General features: G+C 56.8%; 14 protein-coding genes and 1 pseudogene. 11 read left to right on the top strand and 4 right to left on the bottom strand.

The annotated features are described in order from the left end of the window. Window positions 1–9 precede the first annotated feature (9 nt). The 4 genes and pseudogenes from AC2FH0_RS06640 to AC2FH0_RS06625 form a co-directional block, all read right to left on the bottom strand. Window positions 10–936 (bottom strand): carbohydrate kinase family protein, encoded by a 927-nt coding sequence (locus AC2FH0_RS06640; protein ID WP_496788877.1) that lies wholly within the window; start codon window positions 934–936, stop codon window positions 10–12. Window positions 937–972: 36 nt separating this feature from the next. Beyond that, window positions 973–1,953: a glucokinase gene (locus AC2FH0_RS06635; RefSeq protein WP_496789047.1), complete on the bottom strand. Its 981-nt coding sequence runs from the start codon at window positions 1,951–1,953 to the stop codon at window positions 973–975. Between the two features lie 39 nt (window positions 1,954–1,992). Further along, window positions 1,993–3,297: pseudogene (locus AC2FH0_RS06630) on the bottom strand (GH1 family beta-glucosidase); the annotation flags it as partial. Between the two features lie 2 nt (window positions 3,298–3,299). Continuing rightward, window positions 3,300–4,331 (bottom strand): LacI family DNA-binding transcriptional regulator, encoded by a 1,032-nt coding sequence (locus AC2FH0_RS06625; protein ID WP_496691376.1) that lies wholly within the window; start codon window positions 4,329–4,331, stop codon window positions 3,300–3,302. Between the two features lie 223 nt (window positions 4,332–4,554). Here AC2FH0_RS06625 and AC2FH0_RS06620 point away from each other — a divergent pair, with 223 nt between their 5' ends. The 11 genes from AC2FH0_RS06620 (at window position 4,555) to AC2FH0_RS06570 (ending at window position 18,394) form a co-directional block, all read left to right on the top strand. Next, window positions 4,555–5,823: an ABC transporter substrate-binding protein gene (locus tag AC2FH0_RS06620; protein WP_281995047.1), complete on the top strand. Its 1,269-nt coding sequence runs from the start codon at window positions 4,555–4,557 to the stop codon at window positions 5,821–5,823. A gap of 66 nt (window positions 5,824–5,889) precedes the next feature. Further along, on the top strand, window positions 5,890–6,897 hold the full coding sequence (locus tag AC2FH0_RS06615) for a carbohydrate ABC transporter permease (RefSeq protein WP_496788875.1): 1,008 nt from the start codon (window positions 5,890–5,892) through the stop codon (window positions 6,895–6,897). 3 nt (window positions 6,898–6,900) lie between these two features. Further along, a complete protein-coding gene (locus AC2FH0_RS06610; protein WP_496691375.1) occupies window positions 6,901–8,049 on the top strand; it encodes a carbohydrate ABC transporter permease in 1,149 nt (382 codons plus the stop codon). Window positions 8,050–8,058: 9 nt separating this feature from the next. After that, window positions 8,059–9,714 (top strand): alpha-amylase family glycosyl hydrolase, encoded by a 1,656-nt coding sequence (locus tag AC2FH0_RS06605; RefSeq protein WP_496788874.1) that lies wholly within the window; start codon window positions 8,059–8,061, stop codon window positions 9,712–9,714. A 3-nt stretch (window positions 9,715–9,717) separates the two neighbouring features. After that, entirely contained in the window at window positions 9,718–10,800 is a 1,083-nt protein-coding gene (locus AC2FH0_RS06600) for an ABC transporter ATP-binding protein (RefSeq protein ID WP_496709040.1), read from the top strand. An 84-nt stretch (window positions 10,801–10,884) separates the two neighbouring features. Then, window positions 10,885–11,637 carry a sugar phosphate isomerase/epimerase family protein gene (locus AC2FH0_RS06595; protein ID WP_281972972.1) on the top strand — a complete coding sequence of 251 codons (753 nt, stop codon included), beginning with the start codon at window positions 10,885–10,887 and terminating at the stop codon, window positions 11,635–11,637. Beyond that, complete coding sequence (locus AC2FH0_RS06590) at window positions 11,637–12,683, top strand: LacI family DNA-binding transcriptional regulator (protein ID WP_496705183.1); 1,047 nt, start codon at window positions 11,637–11,639, stop codon at window positions 12,681–12,683. The genes AC2FH0_RS06595 and AC2FH0_RS06590 overlap by 1 nt, the downstream gene beginning before the upstream one ends. Before the next feature lie 22 nt (window positions 12,684–12,705). Continuing rightward, on the top strand, window positions 12,706–13,455 hold the full coding sequence (locus AC2FH0_RS06585) for a basic amino acid ABC transporter substrate-binding protein (RefSeq protein WP_142636138.1): 750 nt from the start codon (window positions 12,706–12,708) through the stop codon (window positions 13,453–13,455). Window positions 13,456–13,520: 65 nt separating this feature from the next. Next, window positions 13,521–15,167 (top strand): amino acid ABC transporter permease, encoded by a 1,647-nt coding sequence (locus tag AC2FH0_RS06580; protein ID WP_496788872.1) that lies wholly within the window; start codon window positions 13,521–13,523, stop codon window positions 15,165–15,167. Further along, complete coding sequence (locus tag AC2FH0_RS06575; RefSeq protein ID WP_496788871.1) at window positions 15,131–17,128, top strand: beta-galactosidase; 1,998 nt, start codon at window positions 15,131–15,133, stop codon at window positions 17,126–17,128. Before AC2FH0_RS06580 ends, AC2FH0_RS06575 begins: the two co-directional genes overlap by 37 nt. A gap of 141 nt (window positions 17,129–17,269) precedes the next feature. Next, entirely contained in the window at window positions 17,270–18,394 is a 1,125-nt protein-coding gene (locus AC2FH0_RS06570) for an extracellular solute-binding protein (RefSeq protein ID WP_496691368.1), read from the top strand. Window positions 18,395–18,411: the final 17 nt, after the last annotated feature.

Here is an 18,411-nt window from a genome sequence, read left to right as displayed (position 1 = left end):
TTCGTTGGGTCAGAGTTCATGTGCCCAGGGCGGGTTTGCCCCGGCGCGCGCGACGGTTACAGCGGCGACTTCCGCCCCTTTCGAAAGGGCTGCGCGCAAGGCGTTTACTGGCAATGTGCGCAATTCAGGTTTTGTTAAGTGGCCTGATTGATCTAGGGCGGACAAGACGCCTGCGTTGAAAGTGTCACCGGCGCCAACGGTGTCGACGACCTCGACCTTTTTTACGGGAACAGAAACGTCGGACCCGTCCGCAAGATACCCGATCGCGCCTTCGCTGCCCCGGGTGACGATCACCACCGAAGGTCCTGCCTGCAGCAACAGAGGAACTTTCTCAGCAAGGTTTTCTGGGCCCGGAATGATCCAGTCCAGATCTTCGTCCGAGACCTTGACGATATCCGCTTGCGCAATCATGCGGTTCAGCCGGGTGCGATACCGGGTCTGATCCCGTATGAAATCCGGGCGAATGTTTGGGTCCAGCATGACGGCGCGCTCTGATCCAAAGCGGTCAAGCACCGCCGCATAGGCATCTGCGCAAGGCTCGCATGCCAGACTGATCCCGCCCAGATACAGCGCCGAGACCGAGGGCAGATGGGTTGGCATATCCTCTGGCGTCAACATCCGTCCGGCCGAGTTTTCATCGACGAAACTGTAGGCTGCCTGCCCATCCTTGAGCTGTACAAATGCCAATGTTGTCGGGCGGTCCGAGTGGATTACCCGGTCGGAGTCAACATGGCTGGCCTTGAGGGCGATCATAAGCTGTTGCCCGAACATGTCAGACGAAAGCCCGGTCAGCAGACCCACCGGCGTATCCAATCGACCCAGGGCAATAGCCGTGTTGAAAATCGCACCGCCAGAATGGGGCACAAACCCCAGTTCGCCCGAGATCGTGGGCGTCTCGATCATATCGATCAGGGCTTCACCACAGCATAGGATCATGCCGGGACCTTTCTGTTTCTGAAACGTGCGGTCAGACTACCGCCTTAGCGCATTTTTACAGAAATTGTTAGCGCCAACAATGCCAAATTCGTCCTGTTCCGAGACATACAGGTTCATGGATCGGCGCAACTCGCTGAACCGGCCTCCGGCATTAAAGGCGTCTCGGAAGGCGTCCTTGAACAGCCAGCGGTTTTTTTCGGCCACGCCGCCCACAAGGAACACGCCACCGGAAGGCATCATGACGACCGCCAGATCGCCCATGACCGCGCCTAGATGTGTGGTGAACATATGCGCGGCCTTGACGGCATGGGCATCGGTTCCGTCGCGTGCATCCTGAAGGATATCGCGCGCGGTTCGGGGCTCGGCCTTTGCCCGACCCCCTGCCAGTTCGATGGCCTGATAGAGGATTGGCAAACCCGTGCCGCTGAGGAACATTTCCGCCTCAAGTGTCAGAGTGTCGTCAAAGAAACACTCGGGGGCCACCTGCCGAGCGGCGTTGAATATTTCGACCTCGTCCTGATTTCGAGGCGAGAGGCCGATATGGCCGCCTTCGCCGGACACCGTGTGATAGCGGCCATTCGAATATAGCAGCGATCCGACACCTAGCCCGGTTCCAGGCCCGACGACCAGACGTGTGCCGGTCGGCGGATGCTTGGCCCCTTGCAAGACTTCAACATTCTCATGGGAAATTTCGGCAACAGACCACGCAGCGGCAGTGAAGTCGTTGATCACAAAGGTATGTCGGGCGCCCGTTGCCCGGGCGATATCATCCTCTGACAGATCAAGTTGGGCGTTGGTCAGCCTGATTGTACCGTTGCGGACAGGTCCTGCCCCGGCGGCGACCACGGCCCTTGGGTCGGTTCCGATCTCGTCGCGCAGGCTATGAAAGGCCTCAAGCAATTCGGGCAGCTTGCCGGTGGGGTATTTGCGCAGATCTGTCAGCTCACCATTGGTGATAACGCCAAGCCGCGTATTGGTGCCGCCGATATCGGCCACGAGGTTCCAATGGTCGTGCATGGCCCCAGCCGGTTGCGCCAGCGGTAAGGACACTGTGCTTCCCGTCAGGGCGTTTTGTACTGCGGTATAGGACGCCTTGGGTGTGCGCTCCATCGTCTGAAAGTCCACGTCCACAAGGCCAAACCTCTTCTCATATCCCAGCGCCCATTCGTAGTTGTCCAGCAGGGACCAGATGAAGTAGCCCTTGATCGGCACGCCCTGTGCCAAGGCGTCCTGTACCGCCGATAGATGTTGGTTCAGATAGTCGATCCGGTCGCTATCCTGCTGCCGTTCGGGGCTGGCCATGCCATTTTCCGTCACCAGAATCGGCAGGTCCCCGGTGTAATCCTGCTTGGTGCGGGTCAGAAACCGGGTCAGGGCGGCGGGTTCGATCTCCCACCCCATCTGAGTTTTGGGCAGCGGGCCGGCGATTTCCTGCAGGCTGGGCCAGGTGGTCTCCGAAGGCGCAATCAACTTGCGGGTATAGTAGTTCAGACCACACCAATCGACCGGCGTACCGATGATGTCGAAATCATCCTGCCAGCCAGCGGGCAGGTAGGGCTCTAACCCCTCCAGAACGTTGTCTGGATAGGCCTTGTTGAAAACGCCGCCCAGAAAGAACCGGTTGTAGATGCCGTCATATAGATCAGCCGCGCGGCGCGCTTCGGGGCTGTCATCTGCGGGTTCGGCCCATTCCAGGTTGAAAACCGCGCCCAGGTTAGACATGCCCAGGCCCCGCATCGCGTCGATGGCGCTGCCATGGGCCAGAAGGACGTGGTGCATCGCGCGGGCGGTTGCACGGATGTCGCGCAGACCCGGGGCGTGATGCCCTTCGAAATGGCTGAGCCAGCTGACGCACCACGGCTCATTTATGGGGGCGACGCTGTACATCCGATCGCCGATGCGGCCCATGATGACCTCGGTGAAATCGGCGAACCACCCGGCGATATCGCGATTGCGCCAGCCGCCCAGATCGGCCAGAGACGAAGGTAGTTCCCAATGGTAAAGCGTTGCGCAGGGGCGGATACCGCGTTCCAGCAGCGCATCGGCCAGCCGATCATAGTAATCCAGCCCGGCCTCATTCACCTGACCGCGGCCTTCGGGCAGCACCCGCGCCCAGCTGGTCGAAAACCGGTAGCAATCAAAGCCGCCATCGCGCACCAGATCCAGATCCTGCGGGAACCGGTTCAGGTGGTCACAGGCCAGATCCCCGTTTTCATTTCGCACAACATTGCCGGGGGTCCTGGCAAAGGTATCCCAATGGGTTTGCCCGGCCCCTCCCTGTGCGTGGCCTTCGATCTGATAGGCCGAGGTTGCGACGCCAAAGAGGAAATCTTTGGGGAAATCAGTGCGGTTGTATTTCATATTCAGAACCTGTTGGGGGCGGGGCCGGTCGAGCCGCCAACTACCAGCTCGGCCTCCAGCAATCTAGTTTTGGCCGGGTCTTCGGGCGCATTTATTCGTTCGATCAGCATTTCGGCAGCTATTTCACCGGCCGACCGAACCGAGGATCGCGTGGCGGTGAAGATCGGTACATCCTGCCCGTTTTTCAGATAGGACAGGTCGTCATCATGGGCGATCACCGAAACATCGCGGCCCATCTGCAGCCCTGCTTCGTTCAATGCCCGCCGAACTCCGATGGCCGAAATCATTGACGAGACCAGAATGGCGGTCGGCGGGTCCTTGAGTTGCACCATATCGCGCGCTTCGTGGTGGCCATATACCTCTGTCATCTCGGCGCTGCGCATCAATTCAGGGTCCGGTGACAGACCGGCTTGATTCAGGGCCTGCAGGTAACCGGCCCGGCGGCGTTGGGCGAAATCCATATCTTCAAGTCCATTGATAAGGGCGATCCGTCGATGCCCCAGGTCGATCAGAAACCGGGTGGCGCGCATGAACGAGCTTTTGTTGTTCACATCAACCCAGTCATAGGGCGCGTCTATTCCAGTAGATCGTCCGTGCACAATGAATGGCGCGCCCATGCGATTGAGGACTTCAATCCGCTGCTCGTTCACCTTGGGGCCCTGCAGAACGACACCGTCCACGGCACCACGCTGAAACAGGTCGCGATAGGCGCGTTCAATAGATGTGTCATCGGCGCTGGTGAACATCATGTCATAGCCGTGTTCGGCATATCTACGAGCAGCCCCGGCGACAAAATCGCCAAAGATTGGGTTAACCATTTCATGCTGGGATGAGCTGGGAATCACGTGCCCGATCACGTGTGATCGACCTGTCGCAAGACCCTTGGCTCGGCTGTTCGGGCGGTACCCGTGTTTTGTTGCGGCGGCCTGAACCCTTGTGCGCGTGGCTTCGCTGACCTCGGGGTATCCGTTCAGCGCGCGGCTGACGGTTGTTTGAGACAAACCAAGGATTTCAGAGAGCTGCTTTAGGTTCATATTTGTTCAAAGCGCCTACAAATTACTGCGTATTCCTGTTTTTGCGGGCATTTTCACTGGTGGTCAACAGATTTTACGAACATCTCGTTTTATATTTATATTTATGGGCCTTCGCAAAGCAATCGTTGACAGGTGGAGGCTGTTAGCGCATAAACTCGCTCCAACCAAAGCGCTTTGGAAATTTGAAACCTAAGGCGCGAGATATCGTTGGGAGGAGAAATTCATGAAACACTCGCTTTATGCTGGCGTCGCCGCATTTACCCTGATCGGGGGCGTCGCACAGGCCGACAAGGTTACCGTATTCGGCCCGTGGCTGGGGCCGGACCAAGAGAATGTCGAAAAGGTACTGGATGGGTTCGCGGCGGCGACCGGGCATGAATACGCTTATGTCGGTTCGGACAGTTTTGAATCGCAAATCCGTATTGATGCTGAGGCCGGATCGGCCCCGAATATTGCCGTTTTCCCGCAACCTGGGTTGGCGGCGGATATGGCCAAATCCGGATTTCTGACGCCACTGGGAGAAGGGTCAGGGGACTGGATTCGCGACAACTATGCCGCCGGGCAATCCTGGGTCGATCTCGGCACCTATCCGGGGCCGGACGGTCAGGATCATCTTTATGGGTTCTTCTACAAGGTCGATGTGAAATCCCTTGTGTGGTTTGTGCCCGAGAATTTTGAGGATGCGGGATATGAGGTGCCGACCACGATGGAAGAGCTGAAGGCTCTGTCCGATCAGATTGTGGCAGATGGCGGCACGCCATGGTGTATTGGCCTGGGTTCGGGTGGGGCCACCGGCTGGCCTGCGACCGACTGGGTCGAGGATATGATGCTGCGTACACAATCCCCCGCGGATTACGACGCTTGGGTTGCCAATGAATTGAAGTTCAACGATCCAAAAGTCGTCGCGGCCATTGAGGAATTCGGGGCCTTTGCCCGCAATGAAGACTATGTCGCAGGGGGCGCCGGTGCTGTTGCAACGACGGATTTCCGCGACAGCCCGAAAGGCATGTTCAGCTCACCTCCGCAGTGTTACATGCACCGTCAGGCCTCATTCATTCCGGCATTCTTTCCAGAGGGCACCATCGTCGGGGAAGATGCGGATTTCTTCTACTTCCCTGCCTATGAAAGCAAAGACCTTGGCAGCCCGGTTCTGGGTGCGGGCACTTTATGGGCAATCACCAATGACAGTCCCGGTGCACATGCGCTGATCGAGTATCTGCAAACACCTGAAGCGCATGAGACCTGGATGGCGCTGACCGGATTTCTGACCCCGCATAAGGGGGTAGATACTTCGGTCTTCTCGGATCCCACGCTGAAAAAGATGAACGACATTCTTCTTGGTGCAACGACGTTCCGGTTTGACGGTTCTGACCTGATGCCGGGCGGCGTAGGCGCCGGAACATTCTGGACCGGAATGGTTGATTATGCAGGCGGTGCCTCTGCCCAAGAAGTGGCGGATGAAATTCAGTCATCCTGGGATGCGCTGGACTAAGCGTCCGGGGTTGGGCAACCCGCACCATCGGGTTGCCCAAGCTAACCGTCACAAGGGAGAAGCGTCATGCATCCGGCATTTCAGGGCCTGCTGACCATCGCAATCGGCGTGTCAGCCTGTGTGGGCTATTTCTACCTGTCTAATCAGTTTCTGGACAAAATTCTGTTCCCGGCGCGCGGCCCCAATGCTGGCCGCAATATCAACCGCGCGAGCATGATCCGCCCGTGGCTGTTCCTGTTTCCGGCTCTGGCTGCTTTGGGCCTGTACCTGGCTTACCCGGTGGTCGAAACGCTGCGCCTTTCGCTGACGCACCGCATTCCGGGCGGCGGCTACGAATGGGCGGGTCTGGATAACTATATCCAGATGGCGCAAGAGCCCAAATTCTGGGAAGCCATGCGCAACAACATGTTATGGCTGATCGTGGTGCCTGCAATGTCGACCGCGTTTGGCCTTTTGGTGGCTCAGCTGACCGACCGCATCCGCTGGGGCAACATCGCCAAGTCTCTGATTTTCATGCCGATGGCGATCTCATTCGTGGGGGCCTCGGTGATCTGGAAGCTGGTCTATGACACCCGTCCGGTTGAGCAGGACCAGATCGGGATGCTGAACGCGCTCTACATCTTTTTCGGAGGAGTAGAGCCGCAGACATGGTTGACCATCCCTTTCTGGAACAGCTTTTTTCTAATGGTGGTGCTGGTCTGGATTCAGACCGGTTTTGCCATGGTTATCCTGTCGGCCGCCCTGCGCGGTATTCCCGAGGAAACCATCGAAGCTGCCATTCTGGATGGGGCCAATCCGTTCCAGATTTTCTTCCGTATCAAAGTGCCGCAAATCAAAACCACCATCCTAGTGGTCTGGACCACGATCACCATCACCGTGCTCAAGGTCTTTGACATCGTGTTTGCCATGACCAACGGCCAGTGGGAAACGCAGGTTCTGGCCAATTACATGTATGACAAGCTGTTTCGCGCCAATGACTGGGGCGTGGGCTCGGCCTCGGCCATGGTGATCATGCTGCTGGTGGCACCGATCCTTGTCTGGAATGTGCGCAATGCGCGCAAAGAGATGGAGTAGGCCATGAGCGATATAGCAGGAACCAAACCCGCCCTTCGCTGGGCTGTCCATGCCTCGGTTCTTTTTCTGGTCGTGCTCTGGGTGGTGCCGACGCTGGGGCTGTTGATCTCATCCTTCCGCACGGCTGACCAGATTGCCACAAGCGGCTGGTGGCGGTCGTTGTTCCCATCCGAGCAGAACCTGACCCTGCGCGCTGCAGCACCTGAAACTCAGGTGCTGGAGAATGGCGTTTACATGATCGAAGGCAACCTGTTTGAAACCGGCGCGCAGGCGGCGATCTCGAAATGGGGCATCAGTTCTCGTGCGATCGATGATTTTGTACCGGGCGATACCGCGGAACTGCGTAAGGGCGGTACTATTACGGTGGATGCCGACGGCAAGTACCGGATGGAAAACACCGAAGAGTTCACCGGCAGTCGCGGCGTGCGCGTCTTTGTGACGGCGGAACTGCCTCCCGAGTTCACCCTGGCCAATTACCACAAGGTCCTGCTTGCTGAAGACAGCACTGACAGTATGGGGCGGGCGTTTTTCAACACGCTGACGGTCACGATACCGGCGACGATCATTCCGATCCTAGTGGCCGCCTTTGCCGCCTATGCCTTGGCTTGGATGGATTTCCCCGGTCGGGCGCTGTTGATCGCTGCGGTTGTTGGCCTGTTGGTGGTGCCGCTGCAACTGGCACTGATCCCCTTGCTGAAATTTCACCTGAGTATCGGGATAGGCAAAGGTTATCTGGGAGTCTGGATGGCCCATACCGGGTTCGGGATGCCATTGGCCATCTACCTGTTGCGCAACTACATGGCTGGGCTGCCGCGCGATCTGATCGAAAACGCACGCGTTGATGGCGCGACCGAGTTCCAGATCTTTACCAAACTGATCCTGCCGCTCAGCTTTCCGGCGCTGGCGTCATTTGCGATCTTCCAGTTTCTCTGGACATGGAACGATCTGCTGGTCGCCAAGGTGTTCCTGATCGACGCCTCCGGCCAGACCACGGTGATGACAAACCGGATTGTCGAGCTGTTGGGCACGCGCGGTGGGAACTGGGAAATCCTTGCCACGGCGGCCTTCGTCTCGATCGCTGTGCCGCTGGCTGTCTTTTTCGCAATGCAAAAATACCTGGTCCGAGGCCTGCTGGCCGGGTCCGTCAAATAGAGGCGTCTGATGAACGTGCAGAACACAACAGAACTTTCCAATGCAACCAAGGTGGCCGCTGACTGGTGGCGTGGTGGCGTCATCTATCAGATCTATCCGCGCAGCTTTCAGGACAGCAATGGTGACGGGATCGGAGACCTGAAAGGCATCACCCAGCGATTGGGGTACATTGCCTCTCTGGGCGTTGATGCGATCTGGATTTCGCCCTTCTTCAAATCTCCGATGAAGGATTTCGGATATGACGTCAGCGACTATCGCAATGTTGATCCGATGTTCGGCACGATGGAGGATTTTCGGGACCTGCTGGATCACGCCCATGCCCAGGGGTTGAAGGTGATGATCGATCTGGTTCTGTCGCACACGTCAGATCAGCACCCCTGGTTCAGCGAAAGCCGCGCCAGCCGTGAAAACGCCAAATCCGATTGGTATGTCTGGGCCGATCCAAAACCGGACGGTACGCCGCCGAACAACTGGTTGTCGATTTTCGGGGGCTCGGCTTGGCAGTGGGACGCTCGGCGGTTGCAGTATTACCTGCATAATTTCCTGACCTCACAGCCGGATCTGAATTTTCACTGCGCGGATGTGCAGGACGCCTTGCTGGATGTCGCCAGGTTCTGGCTTGATCTGGGTGTCGATGGGTTTCGTCTGGATACAATCAACTTCTATTTCCACGACAAAAAGTTGCGAGATAATCCTGCCCTGCCCGTGGAGCAGCGCAATGCCTCAATCGCGCCGATGGTAAACCCGTATAACCATCAGGACCACCTGTTCTCCAAAAGCCAGCCCGAGAACATTGCCTTTCTGGAACGCCTGCGGGCCCTGACCGATCAATATGAAGGTCGCGCCTGTCTGGGCGAGGTGGGCGACGCACAGCGTGGGCTTGAGATTATGGGCGAATACACCAGCGGTAATAAGCGCATGCACATGTGCTATGCGTTCGAGTTCCTTGAAAAGCGCGCTTTGACTGCCAGCTATGCACAGCAGGTATTTGATCAGCTCGAGGACAAAGCAGGTGATGCCTGGCCTTGCTGGGCATTTTCGAACCATGACGTGGAACGTCACGCGTCGCGCTGGCGTCTGGACGATGCAGCCGCCAGACAGCATGCAGTTTTGATGATGTGCATGCGCGGCTCGGCCTGCTTGTATCAAGGCGAAGAGTTGGGCCTGCCCGAGGCGGACGTGGCCTTTGACGATCTGCAAGACCCGTATGGCGTCGAATTCTGGCCCGAGTTCAAGGGCCGCGACGGATGCCGGACGCCGATGGTTTGGGCTGCGCAGGATGAACAATCGGGCTTTAGCACCGGTAAGCCTTGGTTGCCTGTCAGTGACCCTCAGGCCGAGCGTGCCGTGGACCGATCAGAGGCTGAGCCCAAGTCCATGCTTCACCACTATCGTCGTGCGATTGCATTCCGCCATGCCCATCCGGCTTTGATGTTGGGGGCGCAAAAGAACATGACGCAGATCGGGACCGTTTTGACCTTCACGCGTGAAGATCATGCAGAAGAGGTGTTCTGCGCATTTAACCTCGGTACCGAACGTTCCGAAGTAATTTTGCCAGACGGGAACTGGCGCGTGATCGGGGAAGAGTTGGGCGGCGTCGCAGGAACGGGGACAGTGTCTCTGGGTGCTGCACAATTCTGCCTGCTGTTGAGGGAGAAGGAATAAACCATGTCAGAGCTAAACCTCACAGATGTCGCCAAAACCTATGGCAATGTGGATGTTCTGAAGAACATCAATCTTGAGATTGAGCGGGGCGAGTTGATCGTTTTTGTCGGGCCTTCGGGCTGTGGCAAATCCACCTTGCTGCGCATGGTCGCCGGGTTGGAAAAGATCTCGGGCGGAACGCTCGAGATTGAAGGGCAGGTGATGAACGATGTGCCGCCAGCACAGCGAGGCATCGCGATGGTGTTCCAAAGCTATGCGCTGTACCCACATATGACCGTTCGCGAAAACATGGCCTTTGCGCTGAAGATAGCCAAAATGCCGGTGGCTGAAGTCGGCGCCGCGGTCGATCGGGCGGCCCGCATCCTACAGCTTGAACCTTATCTGGACCGGTTGCCCAAAGCGCTATCCGGCGGTCAGCGTCAGCGTGTCGCAATCGGGCGCGCCATTGTGCGTGACCCCAAGGTTTACCTGTTCGACGAACCGCTTTCGAACCTGGACGCGGCGCTGCGTGTCGCCACCCGGATCGAAATCGCCCGCCTGAAAGAGGCGATGCCGGACAGCACGATGATCTATGTCACCCATGATCAGGTCGAAGCGATGACATTGGCCAGTCGGATCGTCGTGCTGGCCAACAAAGGGATCGCTCAGGTTGGCACGCCGCTGGAGCTGTATGAGACGCCCGACAATGAGTTTGTCGCGCAATTCATCGGTTCACCAGCAATGAACCTGCTGCCCGGAGTGATCACTCAAACTGGTGCGCAGACTGTCGTAAAACTGGACGGTGGCGGAAAGGCCGTTTCGGCGATTGCAACCGAGGCCGATGACGAAGGCAAGCAGGTGAAGGTTGGCGTGCGCCCCGAAGATTTTGTGTCTGTTGACGGCGATCCAATTCTCGAAGGAGTCGTGGACTTTACCGAAGCCCTGGGTGAGGTGACGTTGTTATATTTCGCGGTCGAGGATGGGACGGATGCCCTTATTGCCAAGCTTCCGGGCGTTCAGAAGAATATGCGGGGCAAGACCGTGATGGTCTCTGCGAATCCTGACAAGGTTCATTTGTTCCATCAGGGTGTTTCCATGCGGAAATAACCCTTTCCAACACGGTTCTTGACAAGACCCCTGATGCTGTTTCAACTTGATTGAAACGTTTCATTTTGTGGTAGAACCGTGGAAATGCGAGTTTCAGCGCAGTTATACACAGTCCGGCAGGTTGGGGATTTGGCGGCCCAGCTTGACTTGGTGCGTGCCTGCGGGTTCACCGATATTGAAACGGTCGGGTTCCACGATCTTACCCCCAAGCAGGTTACCAATGTGGTTAGACAGGCTGGTTTCACTGTTCGATCGGCCCATTTTGACTGGGAAGAATTTGAAACACGGTTTGATGACATTCTTAGAATGCTTGAAGCTTTGGAATGCCCTGTGGCGGTCATGCCTTGGCTGTCGCCCAAGGCTCGGCCCGGCACCGCCGAGGGGTGGAAGGCAGTGTCGGGCCGGTTGGCGAAATGGGCTGATGCCCTGTCTGCCGACGGTGTGCGCCTTGCCTATCATAACCACGATTTTGACCTTGTCGATCTTGGGCAGGGTTCGCCATTGGATATGGTCCTGTCGCATGAGGCCATTGGATGGCAGCCGGATATCGGTTGGCTATATTCGGCGCTTTCTGACCCCGCTGCACTGCTGAGCCATTATTCCGACCGGATCGTTTCCGTCCATGCTAAAGACGTCGATCCATTGGCCGGACAAGGCGACGAGTGCTGGCGAAATCTGGGGCAGGGGGTTGTGGACTGGCCTCTGGTCCTGCGTGTTCTGGCTGACAGTCCCTGCGCTGACCTTTTTGTGGAACATGATGAAACTGCCGATCACGCGCAAACATTGCAGACGGGACATGACCTGTTGATGCGAATGCGCAGCGTTGAGGTGACATAGTGGCGCGCGCGACGATCAAGTCGATTGCAAAGCAGACGGGGTTTTCTGTCGGAACCGTCTCGAACGCGCTGCGTGGTGCCGAAACCGTCAAGAAAGAAACGCGGCAGCAGATTCAGTCTGCCGCCGAACAGCTTGGATACCGGGTCAATCTGGACGGGCTGAAGCTGCGGACAAAAAAGTCCTATCGCATCGGCGTTCTGGTCAGCGTGTCGCCTGATTCAGATGAAGAATGGGAAGGTGTCGAATTCACTCGCATTGTCGCGGGTATTTCGCGGGCTTTGAAAGGGTCGCGTTATGAGCTTGGCGTTCACAGCGTGGCGGGCCTGCAGGGAACGATGGCGACGCTGAAGGAAATCGTTCAGAACGGATTGGCAGACGGGGTGATATTCTCGGGTACGCGCCACGCCGATCCGCGCATTGCCTATCTGCAACAGAATGGTTTCCCCTTTGTCACCATGGGTATGAGCGACAGCGGCAGATCACATGCCTATGTCGATATCGACAGTCAGGCAGCAGGTCACGATGCAACGCAACGACTGCTAGCCTTGGGGCATCGCCGGATTGCCCTGGTGAACCCGCCGGATGACCTGGTTTATGCGACGCAACGTCGAACGGGCTATGCCCAGGCGTTCAGAGCGTCCGGTCTGGCCGTTGACCCGGCCCTGATCTTCAGCGGGCCTACGACCGCGCGAACGGGGTATAATGCCTTTGAAGCTTTGATGCGGCTATCCGATAGGCCAACCGCGATCATCTGCGCGAACGAAGCCATGACCCTGGGTGTGCTTTCTGCTGCCCATGCGGCGGGTGTTGAGGTCGGTCGCGAACTGACCGTGATCTCGACCGATGATCTGCAACTTAGCCGTTATTTTGTCCCTCCGCCCAGCACCTATTACGTCCCTATTGAGGAAACCAGTCGATTGCTGGGTGAGTATATGCTCAAGGCTTTGGACGGGGTTGACCCGTCCGAAACACAAAAAAAGATCAGGGCCATTTTGATCGAGCGGCAACCTGACACAGTCGCGCCAGAAGCGGCGCTAAACACCTGAACCAACAAAGGAGTAACCGGAGATGTTAAGAAACCTATTTGCCGCCGCCGCCCTGACCGCGCTTGCCGCGCCTGCTGTGTTTGCAGCGGATCTTGAAGGGCGCGTACTTAAGATCGGAACAGATGCCACCTATCCGCCCATGGAGACGGTCGATGAGTCCACGGGTCAGATTGTGGGATTTGATGTCGATGTCATGAATGCGATCTGTGAAAAGGTGAACTGCGTCCCGAATTTCGTAAATACAGCCTGGGATGGGATCTTTGCCGCGCTTCAGCAAGGGGAGTTCGACCTCGTGATCTCGGGTGTCTCAATCACTCCGGAACGCGAAGAGAACATGGATTTTTCCGAGCCTTATATCATTGTAAGTCAGGCGATCCTGCTGCAGGTCGACAATGCTGACATGACGTTGGATGACTTCAAAGCAGGTGGTCAGAAGCTAGCCGCGCAGACTGGCACCACCAATGCCCAGCTGGCCGAAGAACTGGTGGGACGCGAGAATGTCAGCCTGTATGACAATTTCTCTGCTGCGATCCTGGCGCTTCAGAATGCTGACGTACAGGGGGTAATCATTGATGGAACCTCGGCATCGGCATATGAACAGGAATTTGCCGGGGAATTGGCTGTAGGCATCACAGGCCTTCAGTCTGATCCACTGGGTATTGTGTTTCAGGAAGGCGACGCAACCGTTGACGCCATAAACGAAGGGCTGGCCGCCATTCAGGCTGACGGTACGATGGACGCATTGGTTGCCAAATACTGGGGCACTGATTGAGCCGTTGAAACCCTTTCTGACCCGGCGGGAAAACCTGCCGGGTCACGCATAACCCGAGGGACGCCATGATCCGCCTAAGCTCGATCCGGCCGAGTAATCTTGTTTTGCTCGCCGCTGCCCCGTTCATCATCTACCTGTTTGCCTCATCCTCGAAATATCTGAGGTCATTGGTTGCCATTTTGGGGATTGGTGAAAATGCGGGGCCCATTTTTGTTGGGTTTCTTCTGATACTGGCTGTGGCCATATTGGCCTATCTCTCGGCGCGCCACATCCGGTTTCAAACGATAGCGCCGAACTGGTTGAGGGTTGCGGCGGTTTTGGCAATCCCGGCCTCGGTCGGGTTGGCGATCCTTGGACTTGTCCAGCCTCAGGTGCTGATGCCCTTTGCGGAATCCGTCTTCTTTAATGCGCTCAGCGAAAACACGTCTGAGTTCATTGACCGATCTTCGCAACCTTGGGTCTTGTTCCCCGAGATCGTCGCAAAGGTGCAAATGAGATTACAGGCCCTGCTGGTAGGGTTTGCGATGGTGGTTGCGGTGATCCCTCTTACGGCCCGTTTCCCACAATCCATGAAAGTCTATGTTCAGATTGGACTCGAACTGCTGACCGGGCTGGTTTTGTTTTACCTGATGTTTCTGGCGCATTGGCAATTTGCGACCGGGGTCGCGATAACGTTCCGTGCAGCGATCTTTGCCTATATCTTTGCGGCCATTATGGGTCTGGTCTGGGTCGGTTTGCAGTCCTTCAAGCCCAAAGCTCGGACAACCGTTGTCTATGGGTCCATCAGCCTGACACTATTGGCCGTGTCGGCGTTCTTTTTTATGCAACCAAAGGTGAGCTTTGTTCTGGTTGGCAGTACTGAAGCAAGAATTGCCATTGTTCGGGGTACGCCGCAGGCCCAGGCGGATTTGATCCGCTTCGGAGAGTTCGACGGAGGTGAAGGCCAACAGTATCGCATTCGCAGCGCCCCCGATGCCGTCTCTGCACTGGATCAGATCACAACCGTCGACAGCGTATCTGGTGCTTTTGTTCCGGCTGGCATTCATACGCAGGGCTATCCGGTGATCTGGCAATCCAGTTTTCTGCCAGACAAGTTTCGTAACCCGGCGCTGACTTTTGCGGTTTTTGGGTTTTTGCTTCTGACACTGACGGTCGGAGGCGCACAGCACAAGCTGCATCCGCTGGCTGTAGGGGCCGAGTTTTTTGTCGATACCATTCGCGGCATTCCAATGCTGGTCATCATCCTTTATATCGGCTTGCCGCTTGCCGGTGCGGTCAAGGATGCGACAGGTGGCGGCATCGACATGACCAACATGACTCGCGGCATCATCGCCATTTCCATAGGGTATTCGGCCTATATGGCCGAGATTTTCCGATCAGGGATTGAGGCCATCCCACGAGGTCAGATCGAAGCAGGCGGCTCGCTTGGGCTGTCCCGCTGGCAAACTGCCCGGCTGATCATCCTGCCGCAGGCGTTGCGCATCGTGACGCCGCCTTTGGGCAATGAGTTTATCGCGATGATCAAAGATACCTCATTGCTGTCTATCCTGTCGGTTCGCGACATGACCCAACGCATGCGCGAGTTTCAGGCCTCAAGTTTTCTGCCCTTCGCGCCATTCAACACAGCGGCGATCCTCTATGTCGTGGTGACGCTTGGTTGCGCTAGTTTCCTCAAATGGATCGAACGCCGCAGCGCACGGGTAAACCGATGAGCAGGCTTGAGCTGGGCGTTTGCTATTACCCCGAGCAATGGGACAAATCGCTGTGGCGCGACGATGCTAAGCGCATGGTCGATATGGGATTGGATTGGGTTCGGATTGCTGAGTTTACCTGGGGCCTGATCGAGCCGGAAAGAGGCCGGTTCGAATGGGGCTGGCTGGACGAGGTGATTGGAATTCTGGGCGATGCCGGTTTGCGCGTGATGATGTCGACGCCTACGGCTGCACCTCCGAAATGGCTAGTGGATGACTGCCCTGAGATCCTGCCAGTGGGGCCGGATGGCCGGGTGCGTGGGTTCGGGTCGCGCCGACACTATTGTTTTTCCAGCGATATCTACCTGACCGAGGCCCGTCGGATCACCACGGAATATGCCCGTCGATATGGCGAAAATCCATTTGTTTGTGCCTGGCAGATCGACAATGAATATAACGATCACGATACGGTTCTGAGCTATTCCAATGCCGCTCGCACCGGTTTTCGCAGATGGTTGCAAGACCGCTATGGCACGATTGAGGCGCTTAACCGAACATGGGGGACAGTGTTTTGGGGGTCGCTCTATTCCGATTTTGATCAGATCGAACTGCCCATAAGTTTGGTGGCCAGCCCGAACCCGACCCATGCTCTGGATTTTGCCCGCTATTCTTCGGACCGGGTGCGGGATTTCAATCGCGCTCAGGCGGATATTCTGCGCAGGTTTGCGCCGGGCCGCGATATTACCCATAATTTCATGGCAGGCAGCTTTGAGTTCGACCATCACGCTGTTGCGGCGGATCTGGATGTGGTCGGTTTTGACAGCTATCCGCTGGGCAACCTGTTGGGATCGTCACTGTCTGATGAAGACAAACGTCGATACCTGCGAACAGGCGCGCCGGATTATCAGGGGTTTCACTGCGATTTGTATCGCAGCCAGGGCAGGGGCCGAATGTGGGTTCTGGAACAACAGCCCGGCCCGGTGGACTGGGCCGAAAAGAACCCCTCACCAGCGGATGGGATGGTCAGGCTTTGGACGTGGGCCGCTTTTGCCCACGGTGCACAGGCAGTGATGTTCTTCCGATGGCGTCAGGCGAAGTTCGCGCAGGAACAATTCCACACGGCGCTTCTGCGGTCGGATGGCAGCCCGGATCAGGCCGCGCTGGAACTGGCGCAGGTTGCACAAGAGCGTGCTGCCCTGCCGGAAGTCACCCGGCAGAAGGCAGCTGTGGCAATTCTGTTGGATTACGAATCCATTTGGGCTGCAGATATCCTGCCGCAAGATGACGCATTCCCGAATGCCGGGATTTTCCGGGTTTGGTATGCTGGCCTGCGTGCATTGGGGGTCGATCTGGATTTCGTTGGTCCCGATGATGATCTGACAGGGTATTCATTGATCGTATTGCCGCAAAACATGATCATCTCGCCCGATCTGGCAAAGAGATTGCACCACAGCCAGGCCAAATTGCTGATCGGTGCCCGTGCGGGCAGCAAGACTGTGGACATGTGGACCCCTGAAAATCTCGCGCCCGGTGAGTTGGCCGATCTTGCAGGGATAAAAGTCGTACGCGTCGAATCCCTGCCGGATCTGGCGGGTGAATCCGTAAGCCTCGAGAGCACCGGAACCTTTGATTTTAAGGGCTGGCGGGAAGTCATCGAGACCGAAAATCAGGTAATCGCGCATTTCGTAAGTGCTTACAAGGCTGGCAGTCCGGCGATTGTGCAATCGGACCGGGCTATGTATCTGGCGATGATCCCAAACGGACCGTTGCTACGGTCGATCCTTATTAAAGCGCTGACATGGGCGGGCCTTCCGATACGGGAATGTGACCCGGACCTTCGTGTTACACAGCGGGGTGACCTCGGCTTTGCGTTCAACTTCGGGGCTGCCGCACAGGTTCTGCCGGATGACGAAAATCGGCAATATATTGTTGGTACTTCAGAAATCCCATCCTATGGTGTCTCAGTCTGGAAGTGGAAGTAAACCAGAGCTTGCGGACATGATTGCAAACTGGACCTATGAATTCTGCAAACTGTCCCTTTTGGACTGACAGCTTTGCAGCAACCCTCTAGCCTGTGATTGCATAACAATAGGACTGAAAGTCCAACTATGGGAGAATCGAATATGGCCGAACGGAAAAACCTTTCCAGACGTACTATCTTGAAGAGCGCAGGGGCGGCAGCACTTGCTGCACCGCTGTACAGCAAAAGCGCGCTGGCGTCCTCGGGTGAGATCAACATTCTGATGTGGTCCGATTACCTGCCGCCAGCATTCTTGCAGGAATTCGAGACACTGACCGGAATCAAGGTGAACTATACCGGTATCGGGTCGAACGAAGAAATCATCAACAAGATGAAGGCCACCAAGGGGCAGGGTTTCGACATCGTGTCGCCGACCAATAACCGGTCTTTGCAGTGGGAACCGCTTGAGCTGTTGCAGCCATTCGACATGAACAAGGTTCCGATTGATCTGGTGAACCCGGCGATGGCAGCGATTGGTACAGATGCCTGGAACTTTGGCGATTCCGGTGTGCATTGGTTGCCACATATCTGGGGCACCGAAGGCATCGCATATCGGACTGACCTGTGGCTGCCTGAAGGTGATGCACCGTCCTATGGCGATGTCTGGTCCGAGGCAAACGCAGGTAAAACCATGGGCCGCGCGCACTCGATGATGCTGGGCGCAGGCCTGTACATGGAGCGCGCAGGCGAGATGGAGCCCGGTTCCGTCTGGGCCGCTTATGGCGACGAAGATACCATGCGCAAGGTTTGGGGTCAGATCGCAGATTGGTGCATCGAACGTAAAAACCGCATCAAGCTGATCTGGAACGACGCGGACACACAGAAGAACGGTCTGTTGAACGAAGGTGTGATTGTTGGCCAGACATGGGATGGCCCGCCGCTGGCACTTAAATCTGCAGGTGAGCCTGTGCATTATCAGGCTCCGGTTGAGGGGGCGATGGCCTGGGTTGATGGTATGGCAATTCCAACAGGTGCTGCCAATATCGACCAGATCTATGCCTTCATCGACTTTGCCTACCAGGCCAAACCGGCCGGTGTTGCGATCGACAGCCACGGGTACAACTCGCCCGTTCTGGGTGCCGACCAATATTCGGGCGACACCTACAAGAAGAACTTCGCCGAAGCCTATCCGGGCGACTCGCTGGCCAACCTCAATCCGTGGCCGGCCGAAGCGCCCTGGTATGCGGAAACCCGGACCGAGTTCGTCAACAAGTTCAAAAGCGCCTGATAGCTTTTCAAAAAAGT

This window comes from Ruegeria sp. CDSC051 (genome assembly GCF_059610665.1).
This window is presented reverse-complemented; position numbering and strand designations above follow the sequence as displayed.